The organism is Flavonifractor sp. An10 (assembly GCF_002161215.1).
Taxonomy (GTDB): Bacteria; Bacillota; Clostridia; order Oscillospirales; family Oscillospiraceae; genus Flavonifractor; species Flavonifractor avistercoris.
Window position 1 is genome coordinate 258,541 of record NZ_NFMB01000004.1, and the last position, 21,541, is coordinate 280,081.

Below are 21,541 nucleotides of genomic sequence, written 5' to 3' on the forward strand. Positions count from 1 at the left end.
TCAATTTAAGCAGCGACTTGCCAGGGAAGAATGCCTCTGCCAAACTATAAGAGTCTGAAATAGTACAAGGTAGTATCGGAGAGTATTCAAGACTCTGAGATAGTGAGGTACAGGCATGGAGAAGACTGCAAGTTTACAGAGAGCCAATCAACAACACCGGTTGGTGGAATGGAGCCGACGTGTGGAGGCCTGCCGGAACAGCGGGCTATCGGTAGGTCAATGGTGCCAGGAAAATGGGATCGCGGTATCTACCTATTTTTCCTGGCAGAGGAAAGTGTTTCAGGCCCTGAAAGAAGTCCAGGAGGTGACCTTTGCAGAGGTGCCAATCATGGAGCATTCCCAGCTCTCGGGACATATCGTAGCCGCTATGGAGGTAAGCGGTGTGCAGATTCAGGTCTATGAGGGAGCGGATGAGGCCACACTGCAGGCAATTCTCCAGGCAGCAAAGTCATGCTGAACGATTTTAACTGCAGCTGCCCGGTGTACATTGCCTGCGGATACACAGATCTGCGTCGAGGCATTGATGGACTGGCCACTCTGGTAAAGAGCCAGTTTCAGATGGATCCCTTTCAGCGAGCGTTGTTTCTGTTCTGCGGAAGAAGGCGGGACCGGATTAAGGCGCTGTACTGGGAGGGAGACGGTTTTCTGCTGTTGTATAAGCGCCTGGAGAGCGGCAGTTTTCAATGGCCTCGGAGTACGGAGGAAGTGCAGGCCTTAACACCGCAGCAGTATCGCTGGCTGATGGAGGGGCTGAAGACCGAGCAGCCGAAGGCAAATAAAGCGGTGTCCGGCCTGAGCGTAATCTAATGCCGGAAAGCACTGAAAGCATTGGCTTTTTAGCTTGTTTTATGGTATCATTTACTCATGGAACATGAGAAGAACACTGCCGTAAGCACCCCGGAAATGGTGACCATTTCGCGGGCGGAATATGAAGAGTTAAAGCTCCAGAACCAATGGCTTCTGGAGCAACTTGGTCTTGTGAAGAAGCGGCAGTTTGGGGCATCCTCAGAGCGGCTCCAGGAGGGCTTGATGGACCAGCTGTCTCTCATGGCAAATGAGGCGGAGGCCTATGCCTATGGGACAAAAAATGCCACAGCGGAGCAGGTGGCGGTAAAGGCCCATGCCCGCAAGCGGCAGAGCGGCAATGTGCTGGATATCGTACCGGAGGGAACCCCTACGGAAGTGGTAGAGCACCGACTTTCTGAAGAAGAGCGCATCTGTGATGCCTGTGGTGCAGTCATGGAGGAGATTGGGAAAGAGGTATGCCGGAGCCTGAAGATGGAGCCGGCCCGGTTCTGGATCCGGGAGGATGTGTACTACACCTACGCCTGCAAGCAGTGCGAGACGGAAACAGGCGAAGGCAATCTCCGGAAAACGCCCAAACAGCCGACGCTCTGCCCGAGCAGCTTCGCCTCCCCGGAGGCGGTGGCCCATATCATGACCCAGAAATTTGTCATGTACTCACCGCTGTACCGCTTGGAGCAGGACTTTCAGCGGCAAGGGCTGAAGCTGTCCCGGCAGACCATGGCCAACTGGATCCTGCAGGCCTCGGACACCTGGCTGCGGCCGGTGTATGACGCCCTGCACCGGAAGCTGTGCAAGGAAACGGTGCTGCATGGGGATGAGACCACGCTGCAGGTGCTGAAGGAGCCGGGCAGGACTTCTACGAGCAAGTCCTACATGTGGCTCTACCGGACCAGCGACTGCGCTGAGTATCCCATTGTCCTGTATGAGTACCAGCCCAGCCGGAAGGCGGAGCACGCCCAGGCCTTTCTGAAGGATTTCTCCGGCTGGCTGCATGCGGATGGCTACCAGGGCTACCACAAGCTGCGGTCGAACATCCGGGTGGTGGGCTGCTGGGCTCATGCCAGGAGAAAGTTTGACGAGGCGCTGCAGACGCTGCCCAAGGAGAAGCGGCAGGAGTCTCTGGCGGCAACCGGCGAGTGTTACTGCACCCGGCTGTTTCAGCTGGAGCAGTCTCTCATGGAACTGACGCCGGAAGAACGCTATACCAAGCGGCTGGAACTGGAGAAACCGGTTCTGGACGCTCTGTTGGCATGGGCAAATGAGGCCAGCGCCAAAACGGCACCCAAGTCTGCCTTGGGCAAGGCACTGCACTATCTGCGGGAGCAGTGGCCCTACCTGGTACGCTATCTGGAGGACGGGAGGCTGGAGCTCTCCAACAACCGTGCCGAGCGCAGCATTAAGCCATTCGTCATGGGCCGGAAGAACTGGCTCTTTTCCAACACCCCCGCCGGCGCCCAGTCCAGCGCTGTGATCTACAGCCTGATTGAAACCGCAAAAGAAAATGGCCTGGACCCCTACCGCTACCTGGTTTGGCTCCTGAATAACGCACCTGGGCTGAGCCAGAAGGATGAAGCCTGGGCGGAATCTTTCCTCCCGGTGAATGCGCCCCAGAAATGTAAAATTCCAAAACCATAATGAAAATGCAGACCGCCATCTCTTTGCCTGTGCGCTGAGATGGCGGCCTTTTTATACGCCGGAAGATTTTACGGTTACGCTGAGACTATGATTTCTCAGCCTATATTTTATCTTTGTCGACAGTGTTAGCGTCAGGCGATAATCGCCATTCCGGGTCAGGCGAAAAACGCCAATTTTGGTCAACTGAAAACAGCCATTTACAATTTGAATAGTTCCTTTACACTGGAGGCGTAGCCAGCCCCCGGTGAAAGGAGATAAGATGAAACAACCCAATTTCGCAGCCATGTCCCCGGTTGTGGCAAAGGCCATTGAGCAGATGATGGCCGAGCAGGGAGACAAGTTCTCGCTGGAGAAGGTCAATCTTGCAGGGCTGAAGCGCCGTACCGGGATTTCCCGCGCCAGACTGCGCCGGATGAAGGAGCACGGCTTTGAGGACACTGAGCACGCCGCAAAGGGCTGGAAAGCGAGCACCACGCTCCTGAGCGGCTATACAGGTATCCTGGATGGTCTGCTGAAGAACGGCGTGACAAACTCCGCTGTGTGCCTCAGCAGGCTCCGTGCAAACGGATATACTGGCAGCCAGACCACGATTAAAAACTACATCCTGGCGCACCAGCATCTCATTCCGCCTGCTCGCTATGCGGTTGCTCCGCAGGGAAACCGTGGGCGGCGGTACACCACCGGCCCCGGAGACGCGTTCCAGATGGACTGGGGCTTTACCAAGGTCCAGTCTTTCACCGGAGAAGAATACTCTGTTGCCTGCTTTGCTATGGTCTGCCACCACTGCGGTGAGCGGTATGTGGAGTTCTTCCCCAACGCCAAGCAGGAAAACCTGTTCATTGGTATGCTCCACGGGTTCCGGTACATGGGCGTCCCTCAGTATATCCTTACGGACAACATGAAAAGCGTGGTTATCCGGCGGGACCAGGACGGGCATCCCCTTTGGCAGAAGGACTATGAGCAGTTCATGCGGACTGTGGGTTTCCAGACTAAGCTCTGTAAGCCCCGCCACCCCTTTACGAAGGGCAAAGTGGAGCGCCTGGTCCGTTTCGTGAAGGACAACTTCCTGGCCGGGCGGAGCTTTTGGAATGTAACCGATCTAAACCTCTCCGCGCTGGACTGGTGTGACGAGCAGAACACCACCTTCCACCGGGGATTGGGTATTCCGCAGGACATCCACAGGGAGCGGTGTGGCTCTGTGGTTACGAAACTGGACGACAGCCCTGAATTGTTGCTCTACCTTTGCCCTGAGCGGAGGATTTCCTTTGACGGGTTTGTGAACTACGAGGGGCGGCGCTTTGGCGTCCCCTACGCCTATGGCGGCAAGACGGCCCGTGTTATGCGAAACGGCTCCTGCCTTTATATTTACTCCGCAGATATGGCCCGCCTGCTCGCTACCCATGAAGTGACCTGGGCTTACCAGGACAGCTTCTGTGCTAACCAGTATGCGTTCCCAGAGCAGCCGGAGGAGTTTCCCTCCATGCCGGTGAAAACGGTGATTAGGCAGCTCCCGCAGACCTCCACCGACCTCTCCTTTGAGAAGTTTAACTTCACCAAGGAGGACGACGAGGATGACTGACTCTCTGTTTGAAGCGGTGGCCCATGCCACCCGTGAGCTGACAAAGTATGGTTTCTCCACCCAGGAATTTGCAATGCTGGTACAGCAGCACAACATGACCGATGCTGAAGCCCTCGCCGTGGCAAAGGTATTTGACTATCTCCTGGAAAAGAGGGAGCGTTCCACAGTGGATTTCCTGCTCCGCACCAGCCACCTCCCACTGAAGGTCCCCAAGACCTTTGACAACTTTGATTTCAGCCGAGTCACCGGAAAGAATGTTGACAAGCTCCGCAGCCTCCCCACGCTGTCTGCCCTCTATGCTCACAAAAACCTTGCCTTTATTGGACGGCCTGGTACGGGCAAGACCCATCTGGCCCAGGCTTTTGGGCGTACCTGCTGTGAGCATGGATTTAGGAGTTACTTCATTAAGATGACAGAGCTGCGGGACCGCATGACTTCCGCACGCCGTTCCGGCCGGGAGAGCAACCTTCTGTCCTACCTTGTCCGCCCTTCCTGCCTGATTATTGATGAGGTGGGACACTGTGAGTTTGACAAGGAGAATACCCGGCTGTTCTTTGACATGGTGGACCGCCGCTACCAGAAGGAGGGCTACTCCAACATGGTCTTTACCAGCAACCGTGACCCTGCTCAGTGGAAGGAGAACTTCTGCGAGAACGATGCTCTCCTGTGCGCCTTGGACCGCATCTTTAACGATGCTGTGGTCTTTACCATTAAGGGGGAGAGCTTCCGGGGCAGGAAGCTGGAGACGGTTGCCTTGCGTACTTCTACTGGCTCACCGGCTGACCCGCAGCAGGCCGGGTAAACAATACTACCTGGGGGCTGGCTACCCCAGATTGGTGATTTTCGTTTGACCAAAATTGGCGATTTTCTCCTGACCCGGAGTGGTTAATTTCGCCCGACCCTAACAACAGGTCCCTTATTCTACCTTATCTATTTAAAACCAAATAATAAAAGGCGGAAAACCCTATGCTACAAGGCTTTCCGCATACAATGATCCCCGCTTTTCGATAAAACAGTTCGAAAAGCGGGGATCGTTCAAATTTTTACTTTAGTACAACTCTGTAAACTTTTTCTTTACCATGTAAAAGGTTTCTTCGATTTTTTTTTGGAATTCCGGATTATTAGTGAACGGAGGATCTAGAACTAGTTCCTCCAATTCCGACAAGATTTTCTCTGTCATGGGTTTAACGGAATTACGAGATTCCATCAGCTGATAGAGCGTGAGCAGATCAATCCTACGTAGAAAGTACTGCTCTATTTTAGAACTGCGAAAATGCCTTAAGAATGCATTCAGCGTATTAGGCCAGTCACCACCCTCGTCCTCAAATGGCATACTGCCGTAGTTTGGCTTATCGTAATAGGCCAGATGATAACCTCTATTTGCAGCGCTATACTGAATATCACTTAGAAGTAAATGGTAGAATTCATCTTCTTTATCCAGTTGTCCTCTCTTGATTGCACCAAAAAAGAGTGAAAGACGTACAGAAATATGTTTTTCTATGTTAAACGCTTTATTCAGCCTTTCTTCCTGTTCCGTGCATGCCAGTCGAGATACATGATAAATAGCGTGAACCCGGACCGCTATAGATGTATTGTCATCGGATCCGGCATTTAACAGATATTGTTCGAAAATGTTAGTGGCAATCTTTTCCCTGTCATGCTCGGAACATTCTTTCCAAATAGCTCGAAAGTATCGATTAATTTCAGGACGCACAACATATCGCAAAAATTCCGGATAAGGCTCTCTTTTATAGAGACTAGCGTGATAGAAAACATTGGCCACAAGAAACTCTAAAAACTGCTCATGAAAAGTGCCGTATATTTTTCCATTTGCAATATCAAAGAGTGCATCGAACAGAGTCGTATGATAGGATATCCGGTACTCTGGCAACAAATCCTCCTGTAACATACGAAAAGCATTGTCAATTTTTGCCTGTCTGCCAAACACCTTTTCACGATACACTAACCAAGCAAAATAGGACCAGATTAGAACCAGAACATCTTCCCCGAATTCGGAGCTCGTCCTGTGGATTTCCCTTTTTGCCATCTCATAAAGAAAGGCTTGAAACAACTGTACCCGTGTGGAGATTGTTTCAGGAATAGTCATACGGTTCGACTCTATAACCCATAGCAACATGGTAATCAGCAAGGGACTGTCCAATAGACTACATAATTCGCTATTGTCTGCTAGCAAACCGTAGACCCTTTGAGAAAAATTATTATCCATTCCTTTCTTTGAACAGAAATTATTAATATACCCTTTTGCCTTCTCAATATTCCATTTATTGATTCGGATTCGGACAGAAAAACGGTTCATCAGTTCATAATTGCCTAGATAGCGACATGCGTACTGAATCCGGCTAGTCAGCATTAAGGGGCACGAGAATATGCTAGAATTACTGATACGGCTAACACTAGCGGATGGTATTTCCTCTGCAAGTTCATCAAATCCGTCCAAGTAAAAATATGGCCTAATATCTGAAATATCTAAAAAGGGGTACGGTTCTAAATTTAAAATTTCTGCAAAGCTTTCCTCAATATAGCGTGAAAATTCAAAATGGTAGTCAGAGTTTTTGTCCTTCAGCCAAATATAGAAGGGCATATTATAGTCATCCTCTGAGTTGAACCTGTCCACATGTTTTAAAAAACTTTTAGCCAGGATAGTTGTCTTACCGTATCCCGCTTCTCCGTAAATCAATATGGACTTTGCGGCCAATAGCCCGGAAACGATCATGTCCTCCAAGGTGTTTTCGGAAGCAAACAACTCACCGGACTCTTGTGTATATTCGGGTTCTATATAATAGCCTTTACGAAATACATCCTCTAAAGACATAGAAAAGCAGGTAGAGGTTTTACGGGCGAGCAGTTTCTCCTTCTGCGCATTGATAAGTTTTTTAAGCCAAAATCGGGATAAGCCCTTTAATTTGCCTTCTACCTTCACTAACAAGTCCGGAATCTCATCAAAAAAGGAAATCCAGTTGCTACACCCATATTCATCATAAGCGTGGCTAAGTTTGTCAACAAAGTGTAGGGTATCAACAGAACTAACATATTTGCATTGATAGTTCGCATCAAACTCCGTCACGTTCTGCCCGCTAGCCATTAGATCAACTTTATAAGCGTGCGTTTCGTCCCAAGTTTTCTTGTTTACAAATATAAGACAGGGAATATGGTTTTTTGTTGCAGAAAGATATTCCTGCATTGTAATTGAAGCTGTAGAAGAGCCATAAAAAATACCTCCATAGCGTTTATCAATGATCAAGATCACTACATTCGTACGTTTTAGCGCGGTAATGCAGCTTTGATGAGAATGCTGATCCGGTTCCACCGGAAATTCGGGCAACTCAAAGGCAGAGACACAAACACCTGATGCTGCCAACTGATTGATGATGGCTTTACGATAATCGTGCAGGTCATAATCTGTTGATAAAATGCCAACTACCCAGCGCAAGGCCATAATCTATTCCCCCTAGGTTTTCTTTTGGAAGATAATAATTTCCTCATGGTCGACACCACCGAGCCTATTCCATTTGTAGCTGATATTGCGTGATACCTCAAATATTTTCTGAAAGTGAAAATCGCGGACGACCATATCGCTGAGATCACCGATGGTATCGTAGCCATCTATAACTTTTGCTTTCCCCTGTCCAATGATGAAGCAAAAGAATTTGTCCTTTTTCAGCACGCGTTCCGCCTCACCACAAAAAGCCTTCATATCGTCATAAAACTTGTTTATAACCTCCTGCCCGTTTCTTTTCCTATAGGCTCTCGCTCCAATCTCCTGGCTTGGAAGACGATCAAAGCCCTCATTTGGGAAAAAAAGATTGATCAATCGCATAGTTTTTATATAATCCTGGGCACAGAGATATGGAGGTGAAGTCAGGATAAAATCGACACTTAGATCCTCAACCAAGTTCAGATTACGTGAGTCTCCACAATAAATAGCAGATCGGTTGATCAGTTCCACCAAGTCTGCCTTCCTGTTGCTCACAACAAACTGCCTTAAAAAATCGTCAATAGAAAGAATAAGCCTGTCTAGCATAGCAAGATAGGTAGAAATAGCACTATAATATCGTAACTGTGACGGTCTACAATTGTCTGTAATATAGGTAAAATGGCCTCTTTGGGAACAGACATCCTTCAAAATTGCAGTGAAAGCGCATTTTCTGGTACTACACACCCCTCTCTCGCGATCCGCGTGGATGAGCTCATACAACCGAAGTAACTCGTTTAATGTGTCGATATGATACCAGAGAATCAGTTCCTCGTTTAGGCCCAAAGATTTCATTCTATCCATCATCTCTTGAGGGTATTTTTTCCTCACGGTGTCCATGTTTTTCCCATCATATAATTCCTCATCACAGATGCGTTCTATTTTACCGGAGAGGAGCGCACCGTCTCGCTTTCTCACAGATTGAAGTAGTTTGGGGCTAATACTACTCTCTAGTAAAATTCCAACTACATTTCTTACCGTATCTGTAGCAAATGGATTTAGGTCATTGTAAAGAAATGGACGGTTCTGTTTTATCGCTTCGATAACGGTTGTACCGCTTCCCCCAAAAGGATCAAATACAACATCCCCCGGTTCTGTTAAAAGAGCAATGAGAAATTTGGGGATTGGTGGCGGAAAGGTCGCCGGATACCAAGAAATAGAGTTCACGTCCAGCGGAAAACGCTGGCTGTTATAATCAGAAAAGTCCCAGTTGACTTGTTTCAAAGTCTGTATCAGGTTTTCCATTTTCGTTACTCCCGTACAGTGAAATTTCGAAGTTCTTCAGTACGCCATTTTTCAATAACTCTATCAGAGCATCCTTCTGAATAGAGATAGTTTTTCTGCATTTCTTTCCGCTTGCTTCCCCCTCTATATAATAGCTATTTCCGTAGGGGGTAAATAACCCTAAAAGAGCCCCCTGGACGTTCTTCTCTTCCTTCTGAGCATCTTCTTTCCAATTCCAGAGTCTTTGTCGATTTGTAATTGAACGCTTTCTTTTATCAGGATAAAAATTGGCGAAAACAGGGTGATTTTCAAAAAAATCGGAATGCATTTCTTTTGTTTTTCCGACTATAGACATCAGGAATTCCCTTACTTCATCTTCAATCTCATCTATATGGTTGTTAATAAAGGCAGATACACCGTCTCCCTTGACATAAAAAATTCCAAGGCAGGTGAACGGTCTGCACAATAATACTCGTTGCATAATTTCGCGGCTCTTATTGTGCTTTAGGAGAAAATCATATGTAATCTCGGAATCCGTCAGTCTCCAGGAGTTAATATCCAGCTGAACTACGCTCTCATCCTCTTCCAAAAGGTAGCCGATTGCTTTTTTGATCATTGTTTGATAAGCGAAGTCATCAATACTTTCAAAAATAGCGGTGTATTGTAAATCCCGAATTCGCTGCCACTCCTTAATTTGTTTATCATAGAATGCGTTCAAGCAGATTTTCCCATCGCTGATGCAGAAAGCATTTGCAAGGTTTTTCGCCAGTTTCCCGCAGTCTTCAAAGATAAGGCCCATTGCGGAGGTAGCCCTAAAGATATTGTCTATATTATCTAAATCCATTCCGTCGCTGTTTACTAGTGGAGCGAGTAACTCCCCTGCATCGCCAGCTGCTAGCTTCGCTATCCGGTGGAGGTCAAGGCCAAGTCGTCTTGCCTTGGAACTTTGGCAGATACTCATAAGCTTCAATCTTTGACCCTGATATATCTGCGCCAGCGTTCCATCAAAGGAACCGCTAGTACCCATGATGAGGTCTTTTAGGTTCTGCTCATGATCAAAACCAAACCTCGCCTGTAATACCTCCTCCATCGCATGTGCAAAGGGAGGTGTTCCCACATCGTGGTACAGACAGGCAATCATTAGTTCGGTAGCATCTTTTTCCTCCAGTTTCAGGCTCTTGGCGCAAATAGTGGCCAAGTAGCATACCCCTAGCGAATGTTCATAGCGGGACGCCGATGCAAAAGAGGGAAAAGCAACAAATTGATTATTTGCCATCCGCACATCCCGTAACCGCAATAGTCCTGGACAGTTCAGCAGTTCCTGTATAATCGGAGGAAATTTCATTTCCCCATATAGTCTGTCATATATTTTCATTCAGACCTCCGTTTAAAACCGATGGTTTCCACAGCTAATAAGTCATAACTATGCTTGTAGCAACAAACTATATGTTTACCATTTGGTACTAAACAAGCGCTATGGGATATATTTTTGACGAGGATTAAGCCTTATTTGAAAAATCGAGGGAATTGTTTATAAAAAACAATACGGTAATAGCGGCCAGGCAAGCAAAAGATTGGAATGAGGCATCCCGGTTGTCATACCTGGTGGCAATTCTGCGGAACCACTTGATTTTCTGAAAAATACTCGATCAGATGCCGCTCCTTGTACAGATGCCAATCTACCGGTCAAGGCGCCGGAACATTACTTTGTGGCGGAATCATATAGCTGGCCCCATTTAGCGAATCGGGTATACACACAGAATGCAGGAGGTCGTAGGCCTCCGGTAGTTCCTGCCACTGAGCGCCAATTCGGGCAATCCAGAGCATCCCGTAATTATATACTTGGACGTAACCGAAACCTATCCTTTACCATCTTGTCATCTCTATAGGGCAAGTCCGCATAAAATTGCTTATAAGCTTCCTCAGACAGATGTAAAATTTTTTCTCTGCTCAAATTAGCATTTTCGTAGACAATCTCCCCCCACAACCAGTTGTCCTTTAATAGATAGCTGACCCATTCCCGTTCATCCGCAAAATATTCCATATATAACGGAGTCCCTGGATAGACAAATAGGGGATTGTAATGAGCAAAATCGAGATTCAGCTTTGTTGAATTCTCTATAATTCCTCGGACATCCGCCTCGGTCTCATCTCTCCCACCAAGAATAAAGGTTCCAGCAGCTTGGATGCCAGTGAGAGCTTTCATGTACTGAATCTGTTCTGGTAGACCATGCAAAGGAATATGTTTCCCAAGAGCCTGTAGTCCAGCAATAAAGGTCTTCTCAATCCCCAGATTCATCTGGCGGCAGCCGGCTCTTTTTAGCAACAGCAAATCGGTCTCGTCCAGCTGTAAAAAGGTGTCGCAACGGATCTCCATCTGCCAAGTCATAGAAAGTCCCCTGCTAATCAAAGTATTACAAAAATCTGCTACCTCCTGATGGATATTTTGAGGATTGCTGAAGAAACAATCGTCATAGAAAATTATATCCTTAATTTGATAACGCTCCTTTAAAAACTGCATTTCATCAACAATATTTTTGTTACTCCGTTTTCTGAAATTTTTGTAGTTTAGGTTGCCAGATACACAATAGCGACAATGGTATTTACAACCTCTGGAGGTAATCATACTTGCTGATAAAAATTGGTTTTTTTGTCTCCGTCTCAAGGAAAAGACATTTTCCGCGAGATATGGCCGTTCTGGGAAAGCAAGTTTATCGATATCTACAACCTTATTATGATAAAAATATCCCCGTCGACTCACACAGCTACAATTTTCTAAGCTTCTGCCATTTTTGAGACAACGAAGCATTTTGCAGACGGCTTCTTCTCCATCTCCTTTTATTATATACCGAATCTTCAAAAACTCAAAGAAAAGCCATTCTTGTCCATCGATTGAAGCTAGTGGACCACCCGCATATACCCGCTCAGGCCCATAGATATCCAGACAGTAGCACGCAATAATTTGCAAGGCTCTCAGCTGTGTTGTAATACAGGGGCCTATCCCGACAAGAACAGGCTCATAGGTTTTCAAGGCATCTTGCAAATTTTTCGCAAAGTGGTTTAAATCGCTTTCAGCGTAGGAGTCAATCATAGAATAGCCGTTGATTACATCACAGGTATAGCCTTCTTCGTTGGCTGCTGAAATAAGATATCCTAAACCGAGGGGGAATATAGTACCGCTCCCATTTCTCCTGTGAAAAGGGGGATTAATTAACAATAAATCGACTTTTTTCCTCTCGTTCATTCTATTGCACCTCACGGACTTTTTATAGCTATGGTTTTGTAGTTTTTGATTCTTGCTGTTCTGGAGCTATATGTTCCATTGAGTTGCTATCGTTATCCCAGCATAATTCTTGATAGGCAAAAATAATATTTCGGACCCAATATCTATAATACCTTTTGCTCCTAAACAGCAAAATTAGCAATAAAACAATCATTATACCCAAAATCATAAGGGAGTAAAAGAATGCAAAATATTCTTTATGAAAGAAAAAATCCGCTCCGAAAGCAAATGTAATAAGCGATAGAATGGCAAGAACTATGCACAGTGTACCGCACATATTATAAATAATATTCAGTTTTACATAATCGCCAGATTTCTTTTTGTCTTGTAGTCTTTTGTTCATCCGATGAAATAAGAATTTACTCTCATCCCTCAATTTCTCCGGCTCAGATTGAGAAAAGTCGTTACCATTGTTTAATGATTTCAGAAAAGGCATCAGATTGCGGAGTTCTTGATTGTTTAAGATCCCTGCATTTTCGTCTAACAGCAGGGTGCGGGGATCAGCCTTCAGATAGATTAATCTATTCTTCAAAATACTGCTAAGTTCGTGAAGAATCATCCCACAAAGATAGGAAAATGCCAACAACACTAGAAGTTCATAGATATCCGATGGAGTAGCAATATTCATTTGCAAGATGAGTCCTAACTTTCCAATCATTCCTGGCGTTATGGAGATGAGTCCGCTCAAGGATATCATAAAATCATAGAGGGATCTAATGCCAATCAAAAAAATTACGCCAGGAAAGAGTACTATCCAAATATCGTATAGTCCTATCTTATCAAAAAATTTTTCCATAATTTCTCCCCAAGCATCCTCTCAATTTCTAAATCAGCACATAATTCAAGATTATTTTTTACTATCATATCATATTCGCCGAAATTTTCCAATCAATATTATTTCACATATCTCTTTTGAACACTTTCCTAGATTTAGTTTGAAGCAACTGTCATGATTAAGGTCTATATTCTGCCAAGCACACATTTCGGGTTTTATTTTACTCTGCCTGTGTTTGACTGGTGACATAGAAAAGCTCGAAACCCCACAGGACCAAGCATAAAATACCCCTACCTGATCTGAACAATGACATCTCTTTGTTCAAATCAAGTAAGGTCATTCAAATTTATATATTTGTGCAAACGGTGAATTATACTATCAAGCGCAACAGTTTAGTTAGATAAAAAGAGTTCATACAGCCCCCAGTGGTAGAATGGAGTAACCACACACCCCAAACACCAGGAGGGGACTATATGAATTACCATCATCTTAGCATAGAAGAGCGCAGTTGTATACGGAAATATTATGTGGATGGGCTGAGTTACCGAGAGATCGCACGGCTGGTAGGAAGGAACGCGAGTACGGTCTCACGGGAGATACGACGAAACTGTACACATATGTATGACATTCTCACTTACTATCCTCATACAGCACAAAAAAGTATCTGCTACGGCGCAAAGGGAAGAGCCATGGGAGCAAGGAAACGCGTGGAAAATACAGTAAGGGCAAGTCGATCCACAAACGGGACAGATCCGTGTACAGCCGAAAAGAGGCCGGGCACTGAGAAGCGGATACGGTGGTGAGCGGCCAGGGCAAGAGCAAGGCCTGCTTTGCTACCCTAGCGGAACGTAAGACACGCTTTTCATTGCGGTTAAAATTCCTGACCGAAGGGCAGAGACCATGGAGAACGCGATCGTCTCTGTGCTTTCTGCCTTCCCCCGCCATTTGGTCAAGACGATCACTTGTGACCGGGGCGCGGAATTTGCTAACTGGCGCAGGATCGAAGAACGGCTGCACTGCGATGTCTATTTTACCGCCCCCTATTGTACCTGGCAGAAAGGCACAAACGAGAATCTCAACGGTCTGCTCCGGGAGTTCTATCCAAAGGCAGGAATCTATCCAGGGTCGCTCCTGCCCCCCTAAAACGAAACCTGGCGTTGATCAACGCCAGGCCTCGCAAAGTTTCGAATTTCCATTCCGCACAGGAATTATGGGACTTTGAACTCAATTCCTGTTGCACTTAGTTTGACTATTCATTTAAACTTTTTAATGCTCACACTTTCTTTGAGCTATGATATATTTTTGAATATCTTCTATGGAAGGCAATTGATTCTGCGGTTCCTCTGATAGGTTGCTGGTGACCTAATATGCGCTGACACCGATGGGTTTGCTCATATCTTTGAGGGAGTACTCCGCTACGAAGTCGTTCTTGCTCTTGCAGAGCAACAGACTGATGGACGGGTGGCCCTGCTCCTTCTTCAAAATCCCATTCACTGTGGAGAGATAAAAATTGAGTTGGCCTGTGTATTCCGGCTTGAATTCGCCGGTTTTCAGCTAAATCGCCATATAGCATCGCAAATTCAAATTATAAAACAGAAGATCAATGTAGAAATCGTCGCCGCCTACATTGAGGTGATACTGATTGCCTAGGAACGCAAAACCAGTTCCAAGTTCCAGCAGAAGCTTGGTCACATCCCTGACCAGCGCTTGCTCATTATCCCGTTCCACCATATCTTCTTTGAATGGAATAAAATCGAAGATATAGGGGGCCTTCATTGCCTGCCCAGCCAATTCACTTTGTGGCGACGAAAGCCGGTTCTTAAAGTTAGAAACCTTATCCGCTAACGCCTGACGCTGGTATAACCCACTTTTGACCTGATGGATCAGTACATTGTGGGACCAGCCATTTTCTATGGTTTTCTGAATATACCAAATTCTTTCTTCTGGACCTTTAACTTTGTCAAGAATTGCTATGTTGTGTGACCAAGAAACTTGTGCAGACAGCGTCTGCACAAATTCACGATTTGGATAGGTACGGGCGAATTTAGCCATATACTTTAGGCTGCATACGGAATAGCCTTTGCTACCTGGAAACTCTCGCCGGATATCTGCAGCCAGGTTTTCAATAAATTTATTGCCCCAGGCTTTGCGCTCACTGATCACTGTGCCGATGCTTGATATTGCGCTGTCTTGAACTCTCGCTTGAGCTGCTCAACGATGGCAAGGTATTCACCTGAATTCATCAACATGTTCATTTTTCCCTTCCACCATCAGGCACCTAAGTAGCCCTTGGCAACCCGCCAACACGTCCCTCCAGGTGGCATCGAAGTCATCGGCGTACCAGGGGTCTGCCACCTCCTGCTCCGGGCGGCCGGCGTATTCCATCAGGAGGTGCATCTTGTCGTTGAAGTCGCCGCCGCAGATGTGGTACATATTGCGGAGGTTGGCCTTGTCCATCCCGATGAGCAGGTCGTATTCCTCGTAGTCGATGTTGCGAAGCTGCCTGGCAGCGTGTCCGCCGCAGGAGATGCCGTGCTCCGCCAGCTTTCGCCGGGCTGGTGGGTAGACCGGATTGCCAATCTCCTCCCGGCTGGTGGCCGCCGAGGCGATACGAAACTCGTCCTCCAGTCCCGCTTTCTTCACCAGGTCTTTCATCACATACTCGGCCATTGGACTCCGACAAATATTGCCGTGACACACAAAAAGGATTTTCCTCATGCTCCAGACACTCCACACTCACTGTATTTTCTTCAGTATAGCAGGAATCCTGCTGTTCGTCGAGTGTGGATTGCAGCCATGCCCCGGCCTGGATCTGCTCCAGCAGCTCCGCTTTTGCCCAGTGGTGCTCCAGTGCGGCCCGGAGATACCAGGCACGCTCCCGGTTGCTCTCACAGCCCTCCAGGATAGCTACATTCTGTGTCCAGCCCAACTTCAGGGCCAATTCCAGCAGCTCCTGGTGATCAGCATAGGCACGGTGGAATTCCCGCATCCGCCGCAGGTTACGGGGTGAGAAGCCCCTGGCCCCGGGGTAGGTTGCCTGGAGATGTTCTGCAGCCATCACTGCCGCGCCCTTCTCCGGGCGGGCGCAGACAATTCTGCCGATCTCGAAGCACAGTTCTACCTCTGTTAGTTCGGTTTGTATTATGCTGCCCAAGGCGGCGTACATCGCGGTATAGTCAACTGGCTTTCGCTTGTTCATCGTTCTTATCCTTTCCGGCGCATTGCCTCAGCCAGAAGGCCGCAAAGGAAAAGGTGGCGGATCAAACCGCCGCCCTTTCCCTTACGGCCTTCTGCTATAGAACCTGTACGATCTGTTCCCGCAGCACAATGTGCTTCTGGTCTATTGCCTGATTGAGATGGTGGTGCCCGAACAGCCAGTAGTGGTATTGCGCCCGGTCTTTGACCTCCTGGAGGAAGTCCGTCAGGTGATCCGCCGCGTTGTGCCGGGAGAACTGGAGGGCAATGCCGGTGGGGGCGCAGTGGGTGAGGATGTAGTCCACCGCCCAGCCGTGGGCGTCCAGGTTTCTTCTGGTCTCTGCATATTCCTCCTCTGAGGGCAGTTCTTCCTTCCACCAGGACAGGTGGTCGATGCGGAACCGGGCTCGCTCTTTCCGCTTCAGTATCCGGTATTTCCGCTCAAAGCTGGGGTCGTCCAGACTGAGGATCCCGTCCTCAATGTCATGGGAGGCCGCGCCGCCCATGGTGAAGAAGGTGAACCCGGCCAGTTCATAGACCTGTCCCCGCATCAGGTGGAGCACGTGGGGCCGGACGGGCTGCACCTTGCCGCCGTGCCAGGTCTCCACCGGGTATCGGGCCAAGGCATCGTAGTTTTCGTGGTTCCCGGAGACGAAGGCCACAGTGAAAGGCAGGCCCTCCAGCCAGTCCAGTGCCTCGTCATCCCGTTCATCTCCGAACCACACGCCGCCGAAGTCCCCCAGCTGGAGCACCACATCCTCCTTGGTGAGCTCCTGCCCCTCCGGAAAGTATTCCGGGCGGAACCGTTCAAAATTTCCATGGGTGTCGCCTGTAGCGAAGATCTTCATGCCAGCTTCCTCCTTCTTGGCTGTGCCACATATTGCTCAACCTCCCGGCCATCCCGGAAGGTCACTCGGATTTTCTCCCGGGAGAGCACCGTCACCTTCTCCAGCAGCTGGTGGATTACCTCTTCATCCCACTCTGTCAGCGCCGCCGTCATATGTTCCATGGCGGCTGATACCGCCCGCAGGCGCTGGTTCACCTTCTGGTTTTCCTGACAGATGCCCTCCAGCCTGGCCTTTTGCTCCCTGAGCCGTGCGGTGGACTCGGACAGCTCCCGGAACCGCTCCGTGTAGTCCGCCCCGGGGGTGGCGGACGCCTCCGCCAGCAGGCTGTTGAACTGGCTGCTCAGCTCCTCCAGGGCACGGTCGATGTCCGCCAGGCTCATGCTCTCTCCCAGAACTGGGGCCAGCTCCTGCTCCATGGCAGCGGTGAGCTGCCCGGTCAGAGCGTCGTGATCAGCCATAGCCGCGTTGACGGCGGCCAGGACGGCCTGCTGGAGGGGTTCCTCGTCCAGGGTAGGGGAATGGGTGCAGAACTTCTTCCCATAGTCCAGGCGGCTGACACACCGCCACACGGGACGCTTCATCCCGTGCTGGGTCCACACGCACCGGCGGTAGGCGGTGCCGCACTCCCCACAGAACAGCAGGTTGCTCAACACATACTTGCCGCTGTACTTGCCCCGGCCGGTAGGGGTGCTCTTTCTCGTGGCGCCCGCCTTGGCGTTCCGCCGGGCCATCTCCAACTGCACGGCGTCGAAGGTCTCCCGGCTGACGATGCCCTCATGGTGGTTCTGAATCAGGTATTTGGGGAGCTGACCGGTGTTGGGGATGACCTTCTTGCTGATGCAGTCCTGGATAAATGTTTTCTGGAGCAGGACGTCCCCGCAATATTTCTCGTTGGTCAGGATGCTCCGGATATGGGAACCCATCCACACCTCTTTTCCGGAGACTGTGGGGACTTTCCTCTCTTCCAGGGCCGCCTTGATTTCCTGGATGCTGTCCCCAGCCAGGTAGCGGTCGTAGATGAAGCGCACCGCCTCCGCCTGCTCCGGGACAATCCTGGGCTTTCCGTCCGGCCCCTTCTCATAGCCCAGCAGCTGCTTGTACTGCATGGTGACGTGGCCGGACTTCATGGCCTGGCGCTTGCCCCACCGCACCCGGCTGCTGGTGCTCTCGCTTTCGGCCTGGGCGAAGGCCCCGTGGAGGGTGATCAGGAACTCGCTCTCGGGGTAGATGGAGTTGATGTTCTGCTCCTCGAAGATCACCGGGATGCCCAGGCCCCGCAGCTCCCGGGTGAAGTTGAGGGTATCCACCGTGTTGCGGGCGAATCGGGAGACGGATTTGGCCAGAATCATGTCGATTTTTCCCTGCCTGCACTGGCGGATCATCCGCAGGAACTCCTTCCGCTTGCAGGTGGAGGTGCCGGTGATGCCCTCGTCCGCGAATACCCCCGCCATGGTCCAGCCCGGTTCCTTCATGATCTTCTCGGTGTAGTAGGTCAGCTGGTTCTCATAGCTGGACAGCTGCTCCTCGCTGTCGGTGGACACCCGGCAGTAGGCAGCCACCCGCAGGTGGCGCTTCTTCTCCTGTTCCTGGGGTGTCTCCACTTTGGCTGGGATCACAATCACTTGGGGTGCGGTATCGTTCATGCATTTTTTCCTCCTTCCAAGGTCTGATTATTTTTCAGCAGGACGGTGACCGTCCCGTTGCTGACGGTGATGCGTCGGACACTCTCGTGGAGCAGTTCCTGCTCCAGTTCTGCCATGGGTGCCCGCCCCTGGAACAGCCTCCGAAGTCGACGGGTTTCATACTCCTCCGGCCCGATGGCGTCCAGTTGGAGGGCGGCCAGCCGGAAGGCCAGGTTCTTTGCCTGGGCCTCATCCACCGGCGGGCGGTGCAGGAGCCCGTCCAATTCCCGGCGCAGCTTCTTTGCCTCCGGCATGGGTTCGTCCTCTATGACTGGGCAGGTAATGAGCTCCGGGTGCTGGATCAGGCGGTTCAGGAGGCCAAGTACCCGCTGTTCCACCCAGGCCGGCGGGCTGCCGCCGCACAGCTTCCGCAGTTCCTTCTGGGCAGGCGTCTTTTTGCAGGGGCTTGCCCGTTCTTGCCGCCGCACTTGGGTCATGTGAAACTGTCCCTCCGGGATGATGGACGGATATCCGGCCTCGCCGGTGTACCGGCGGTCCGCCAGGATGCGGGCCGCCATGTTTTTGTTCCAGGGCTTATCCACGTCATAGGGGACGTCCCGTTCTCGGAGCTTGTCCACCAGGGCGTTGTAGCTGGCCCCGGCCAGGTAGCTGTCGTAAATCCAGCGCACCGTCTCCGCCTCTGCAGGGTGGAGCACCACTTCCCCAAACTCCATTTTGTAGCCGAAGGGCCGCTTCCGGTTGCTCCCCATCACCGCACCGTCCTTTCGATAGGCTCTGTCAGCTCCAGGCCGTTGACCAGCCGGAACCGCAGGCGGTCATTGCTCTCCACGATGATCTTGTCTACGAGCTCGCGGAACAGCTCCCCATCGAAGGCGTCCAGGAGGTCCGGCCCGGCCTCCAGGGCTTCTATCAGCTCCTGGGTCTGCAGGATCGTCTGATCCTCCTCGGCCTCCAGGAACCGTTCCTTCTCCAGCTTTGCGGCGCGGAGCTGTTCCGCCAGCTCGTTTCGGCGGGATATAAAAATGTCAGGATCAACAAGCCCTTGCTGCTTGAGCTGGGCCAACAGTCGATCCTGACGGGTAATGTCTGCAATTTTCTGGTTGAGTGCCACGATGTCCAGGCTCCAGAGCAGCTTGCCCTTCCGGGCGCTCTGGAGGTCTGCAAGCAGTTGGGTGAGGATGGGCAGACCCTGATGCCGAAGATTATAATGTAGCCGAAGAAATGCCCGCTCGATTTTAATCTCAAGAACTGGCATAATTGGGCAGTCATCTGTTCGGTTTTTATCTCTTCCAATACAGACCCAATATATATTCCCATCCATTGTTTTTCGGCGGAAAACCGAATTGCAGGCACCACAGAAAATTCTCCGTTTAAACGGGTACGTATGTAAAGAAGGCGGTATGATTTTTTGTCTTCTCTGCTCCATCAGCAGATTTGCGGCACGAAATTCCTCTGGTGTGATGATACCTTGATGGGTACTGCGTACATAGTAGGAATCCACTTCACCATGATTCACTTTTGACTGAAACGGAAGTGAGGTGGTCGTATAGTATTTCTGCCAATGAGAATCCCCTATGTATTTTTCGTTGGATAGGATATACCGTATCCCCGTTGAACTCCAGGCTGGCGTTCCGCTTCTGTTCGGAACATTGTCTCTGCGTAACCCAGCTGTAATTTCTTCTACATTGATACCGGATAAATACTCCTGAAAAATTCTATGAATAACTTCAGCTTGCTCCGGATGAATCTGTATTTCCCCATCTTTGTGAATGAAACCGTAGGGGAGATATGAGGGGCGGTATGTGCCATTCCGCATTCGCACCTGATAACTCCATCGCATATTATGAGAGATATTCTCGCTTTCCTTCTGATCCATCATGGCGAAGATGGCAGTGAGCAGCTCGCCGGCCAGTTCAGAGGTGTCAATGCCCTGCTCCTCAAAGCACACCCCTACCCCCAGAGTTTTCAGTTCTCGGATGATCTCCAGGCACTCCTTGGTATTCCGGGCAAACCGGGAGGAGGACTTCACCAGGATCTTGTCAATCCGGCACCGCCTGCAGTCCGCCAGCAATCGCTGGAAGTCCTCCCGCTTCTCCGCCGAGGTTCCGGTAATTCCTTTGTCGGCATAGACGTCCACGAACTCCCACTCCGGGTTGGCGGTGATAAGCTCCGTGTAGTGGGCGTTCTGGGCGGCGAAGGAGTTGAGCTGATCCTCTGAACTGGAGCTTACACGGGCATAGGCCGCCACCCGCAGCTTCCGATCCCTGACTGGATTGCTGGCCGGGATGGTGATCACCCGAGGTGCTTCGTCCAATGCCAAGGAACCTCTGCCCTTCTTCTGCTCGTCCACGGAATCGCCTCCTGTCAGCAACACACAATACCAGTACTTCCACAAAATATCCATATCCAAACGCAACAAAAATCAGAGAGAATAAATGACGTCCGCCCCGGTTTCTGTCCGGAGCCGGACGGCAATCCTCCTGGCCTCCTTCCGGCTGACAAGGCCGGCATTCTGAAGATGCCGGAGGAGGTTCACCATCCCAATGTAGTTGATGTTCTGGTTCATCCCATATCTCCATTTCAAAATGGGGGCCGTTATGAGGCATATGGCCGCAGAACGGCCCCCACTGAGTTTCTCAAAAATACATTTCGCTGGTTAGCCCTATTCGACACTACTTCCCGGGCCATGGGCGGCAGCAGACGGACTGTGTTGGCACACATCACGGGAATCTCACCCCTCCGAGGATCTCTCCGAGCTGCCCCCATTGCTTGCTCCCGGTATCACCCGGGGCTGTGGCTGGACAGGAGTATCATTACTAGATTGCTGACGAGGGTCGGGCTGGGTAAACCAGCTGCAATGCGAAACAGCCCGCCACAGGCAGCTTTGTGGACGGATGGGCACCGCTCTGCACCTTCCTTGGCCGTCTTTGATGCGGTCTCCCGCACAGGTGGTCTTGGCGCATCCTCCAGTGTCGCTTCAGCCCTCCTCCCGGAGGGCCTCTCGTCAGCGGATGTATCCCGCTGCCGGATATGAAATTTTCAAAGTTGCCGGGACACTT

General features: G+C 50.0%; 18 protein-coding genes and 1 pseudogene. 7 read left to right on the forward strand and 12 right to left on the reverse strand.

From position 1 onward, the window contains the following. Positions 1 to 115 precede the first annotated feature (115 nt). The 5 genes from B5E42_RS08685 (at position 116) to B5E42_RS08705 (ending at position 4,823) form a co-directional block, all read left to right on the forward strand. Positions 116 to 457: a hypothetical protein gene (locus B5E42_RS08685; protein ID WP_087238712.1), complete on the forward strand. Its 342-nt coding sequence runs from the start codon at positions 116 to 118 to the stop codon at positions 455 to 457. Continuing rightward, a complete protein-coding gene (gene tnpB, locus B5E42_RS08690; RefSeq protein WP_087238714.1) occupies positions 451 to 807 on the forward strand; it encodes an IS66 family insertion sequence element accessory protein TnpB in 357 nt (118 codons plus the stop codon). The genes B5E42_RS08685 and tnpB overlap by 7 nt, the downstream gene beginning before the upstream one ends. Before the next feature lie 96 nt (positions 808 to 903). After that, positions 904 to 2,442, forward strand: a complete 1,539-nt coding sequence (locus B5E42_RS08695) for an IS66 family transposase (protein ID WP_087238716.1) — start codon at positions 904 to 906, stop codon at positions 2,440 to 2,442. A gap of 259 nt (positions 2,443 to 2,701) precedes the next feature. Beyond that, entirely contained in the window at positions 2,702 to 4,021 is a 1,320-nt protein-coding gene (gene istA, locus B5E42_RS08700) for an IS21 family transposase (protein ID WP_087238718.1), read from the forward strand. Next, the gene (locus B5E42_RS08705; protein ID WP_204244395.1) at positions 4,014 to 4,823 is read left to right on the forward strand and encodes an ATP-binding protein; all 810 of its coding nucleotides are present in this window, start codon (positions 4,014 to 4,016) and stop codon (positions 4,821 to 4,823) included. The genes istA and B5E42_RS08705 overlap by 8 nt, the downstream gene beginning before the upstream one ends. Before the next feature lie 246 nt (positions 4,824 to 5,069). Here B5E42_RS08705 and B5E42_RS08710 read toward each other — a convergent pair whose 3' ends face one another. The 5 genes from B5E42_RS08710 to B5E42_RS08730 all read right to left on the reverse strand — a co-directional run bounded on the left by B5E42_RS08710 (position 5,070) and on the right by B5E42_RS08730 (position 12,817). Further along, on the reverse strand, positions 5,070 to 7,478 hold the full coding sequence (locus tag B5E42_RS08710; protein ID WP_087238720.1) for a DUF4062 domain-containing protein: 2,409 nt from the start codon (positions 7,476 to 7,478) through the stop codon (positions 5,070 to 5,072). A 12-nt stretch (positions 7,479 to 7,490) separates the two neighbouring features. Beyond that, entirely contained in the window at positions 7,491 to 8,759 is a 1,269-nt protein-coding gene (locus B5E42_RS08715) for a DNA methyltransferase (RefSeq protein WP_087238722.1), read from the reverse strand. Beyond that, on the reverse strand, positions 8,710 to 10,113 hold the full coding sequence (locus B5E42_RS08720) for an HD domain-containing protein (RefSeq protein ID WP_087238724.1): 1,404 nt from the start codon (positions 10,111 to 10,113) through the stop codon (positions 8,710 to 8,712). The genes B5E42_RS08715 and B5E42_RS08720 overlap by 50 nt, the downstream gene beginning before the upstream one ends. 459 nt (positions 10,114 to 10,572) lie before the next feature. Next, positions 10,573 to 11,982: a radical SAM protein gene (locus tag B5E42_RS08725; RefSeq protein WP_087238727.1), complete on the reverse strand. Its 1,410-nt coding sequence runs from the start codon at positions 11,980 to 11,982 to the stop codon at positions 10,573 to 10,575. Between the two features lie 28 nt (positions 11,983 to 12,010). Then, entirely contained in the window at positions 12,011 to 12,817 is an 807-nt protein-coding gene (locus tag B5E42_RS08730; protein ID WP_087238729.1) for a hypothetical protein, read from the reverse strand. Positions 12,818 to 13,269: 452 nt separating this feature from the next. Here B5E42_RS08730 and B5E42_RS19575 point away from each other — a divergent pair, with 452 nt between their 5' ends. Both B5E42_RS19575 and B5E42_RS19330 read left to right on the forward strand, forming a co-directional pair. Beyond that, a complete protein-coding gene (locus B5E42_RS19575) occupies positions 13,270 to 13,599 on the forward strand; it encodes a helix-turn-helix domain-containing protein (protein ID WP_242967069.1) in 330 nt (109 codons plus the stop codon). A gap of 97 nt (positions 13,600 to 13,696) precedes the next feature. Next, entirely contained in the window at positions 13,697 to 13,939 is a 243-nt protein-coding gene (locus tag B5E42_RS19330) for an IS30 family transposase (RefSeq protein ID WP_204244396.1), read from the forward strand. Between the two features lie 219 nt (positions 13,940 to 14,158). Here the strand turns inward: B5E42_RS19330 and B5E42_RS08740 are convergent. The 7 genes and pseudogenes from B5E42_RS08740 to B5E42_RS19335 form a co-directional block, all read right to left on the reverse strand. Then, positions 14,159 to 14,959: pseudogene (locus B5E42_RS08740) on the reverse strand (PDDEXK nuclease domain-containing protein). A gap of 66 nt (positions 14,960 to 15,025) precedes the next feature. After that, positions 15,026 to 15,514, reverse strand: coding sequence for a low molecular weight protein-tyrosine-phosphatase (locus tag B5E42_RS19160; protein WP_087238731.1), 489 nt, complete (start codon positions 15,512 to 15,514; stop codon positions 15,026 to 15,028). Between the two features lie 575 nt (positions 15,515 to 16,089). Continuing rightward, positions 16,090 to 16,839: a metallophosphoesterase gene (locus tag B5E42_RS08755; RefSeq protein WP_087238733.1), complete on the reverse strand. Its 750-nt coding sequence runs from the start codon at positions 16,837 to 16,839 to the stop codon at positions 16,090 to 16,092. Then, entirely contained in the window at positions 16,836 to 18,482 is a 1,647-nt protein-coding gene (locus B5E42_RS08760) for a recombinase family protein (RefSeq protein WP_087238735.1), read from the reverse strand. The genes B5E42_RS08755 and B5E42_RS08760 overlap by 4 nt, the downstream gene beginning before the upstream one ends. Further along, positions 18,479 to 19,231: a recombinase family protein gene (locus tag B5E42_RS08765; protein WP_087238737.1), complete on the reverse strand. Its 753-nt coding sequence runs from the start codon at positions 19,229 to 19,231 to the stop codon at positions 18,479 to 18,481. The genes B5E42_RS08760 and B5E42_RS08765 overlap by 4 nt, the downstream gene beginning before the upstream one ends. Then, on the reverse strand, positions 19,231 to 20,832 hold the full coding sequence (locus B5E42_RS08770) for a recombinase family protein (protein ID WP_087238739.1): 1,602 nt from the start codon (positions 20,830 to 20,832) through the stop codon (positions 19,231 to 19,233). The genes B5E42_RS08765 and B5E42_RS08770 overlap by 1 nt, the downstream gene beginning before the upstream one ends. Positions 20,833 to 20,904: 72 nt before the next feature. Next, positions 20,905 to 21,048 (reverse strand): hypothetical protein, encoded by a 144-nt coding sequence (locus B5E42_RS19335; protein WP_204244397.1) that lies wholly within the window; start codon positions 21,046 to 21,048, stop codon positions 20,905 to 20,907. Positions 21,049 to 21,541: the final 493 nt, after the last annotated feature.

Coding starts and splice junctions, on each gene's coding strand:
- B5E42_RS08685 (WP_087238712.1), top strand. CDS start 116: ATGGAGAAGACTGCAAGTTTACAGAGAGCCAATCAACAACACCGGTTG.
- tnpB (WP_087238714.1), top strand. CDS start 451: ATGCTGAACGATTTTAACTGCAGCTGCCCGGTGTACATTGCCTGCGGA.
- B5E42_RS08695 (WP_087238716.1), top strand. CDS start 904: ATGGTGACCATTTCGCGGGCGGAATATGAAGAGTTAAAGCTCCAGAAC.
- istA (WP_087238718.1), top strand. CDS start 2,702: ATGAAACAACCCAATTTCGCAGCCATGTCCCCGGTTGTGGCAAAGGCC.
- B5E42_RS08705 (WP_204244395.1), top strand. CDS start 4,014: ATGACTGACTCTCTGTTTGAAGCGGTGGCCCATGCCACCCGTGAGCTG.
- B5E42_RS08710 (WP_087238720.1), bottom strand. CDS start 7,478: ATGGCCTTGCGCTGGGTAGTTGGCATTTTATCAACAGATTATGACCTG.
- B5E42_RS08715 (WP_087238722.1), bottom strand. CDS start 8,759: ATGGAAAACCTGATACAGACTTTGAAACAAGTCAACTGGGACTTTTCT.
- B5E42_RS08720 (WP_087238724.1), bottom strand. CDS start 10,113: ATGAAAATATATGACAGACTATATGGGGAAATGAAATTTCCTCCGATT.
- B5E42_RS08725 (WP_087238727.1), bottom strand. CDS start 11,982: ATGAACGAGAGGAAAAAAGTCGATTTATTGTTAATTAATCCCCCTTTT.
- B5E42_RS08730 (WP_087238729.1), bottom strand. CDS start 12,817: ATGGAAAAATTTTTTGATAAGATAGGACTATACGATATTTGGATAGTA.
- B5E42_RS19575 (WP_242967069.1), top strand. CDS start 13,270: ATGAATTACCATCATCTTAGCATAGAAGAGCGCAGTTGTATACGGAAA.
- B5E42_RS19330 (WP_204244396.1), top strand. CDS start 13,697: ATGGAGAACGCGATCGTCTCTGTGCTTTCTGCCTTCCCCCGCCATTTG.
- B5E42_RS19160 (WP_087238731.1), bottom strand. CDS start 15,514: ATGAGGAAAATCCTTTTTGTGTGTCACGGCAATATTTGTCGGAGTCCA.
- B5E42_RS08755 (WP_087238733.1), bottom strand. CDS start 16,839: ATGAAGATCTTCGCTACAGGCGACACCCATGGAAATTTTGAACGGTTC.
- B5E42_RS08760 (WP_087238735.1), bottom strand. CDS start 18,482: ATGAACGATACCGCACCCCAAGTGATTGTGATCCCAGCCAAAGTGGAG.
- B5E42_RS08765 (WP_087238737.1), bottom strand. CDS start 19,231: ATGGGGAGCAACCGGAAGCGGCCCTTCGGCTACAAAATGGAGTTTGGG.
- B5E42_RS19335 (WP_204244397.1), bottom strand. CDS start 21,048: ATGAACCAGAACATCAACTACATTGGGATGGTGAACCTCCTCCGGCAT.